The sequence below is a fragment of the Corallococcus sp. CA054B genome, from assembly GCF_003611625.1.
Lineage (GTDB): Bacteria > Myxococcota > Myxococcia > Myxococcales > Myxococcaceae > Corallococcus > Corallococcus coralloides.
This window is the reverse complement of the sequence record NZ_RAVY01000440.1, coordinates 1-424: the sequence shown is the minus strand read 5'-3', so window position 1 is coordinate 424 and position 424 is coordinate 1. Positions and strand designations below refer to the sequence as shown.

1 protein-coding gene is annotated in these 424 nt (G+C 66.0%); it reads right to left on the bottom strand.

Annotation, left to right across the window (positions count from 1 at the left end; translation table 11 throughout):
- Window positions 1–251: 251 nt before the first annotated feature.
- Entirely contained in the window at window positions 252–410 is a 159-nt protein-coding gene (locus D7V80_RS44085; protein ID WP_370452647.1) for a glyoxalase superfamily protein, read from the bottom strand.
- Window positions 411–424: the final 14 nt, after the last annotated feature.

The following is a 424-nucleotide window of genomic DNA, read 5'->3' as shown; positions in this document are numbered from 1 at the left end:
CCACACGACCGTGTCTTCGGAATCAGCCGTGCGCCGGTCGACGAACTCTGCGATGAACGCGAACCGCCGCGCCGCGGCGGCCGACTCCGCGCGCGACTCCCCCGCGATTCCGGCAATCAAGGCCGCGTCGTCAAGGGTTTCGCACATACGTTCGATGTTGCCATCCCGCCTGCCGTCGCGACAGGTGTGGCGGCCGATCTGTGGATGAAATCGGGTCTGGGGATAACTCTGACGACGTCGCCCGCAGCGCCTCAGGGCATGGTCTGGCAGAACCGGATCGTGTTGGAGAACGGGTCGACGACTTCGATGGTCGGCCCACCTGGGAAGTCATCCTCGACGCCAGGGTTCAGACGCCCGTATCCGGTGGCCTGCAGTTCAGCGTGCAAGGCCCTGACGTCGCCGACCGGCACCCACACCGTCGAAC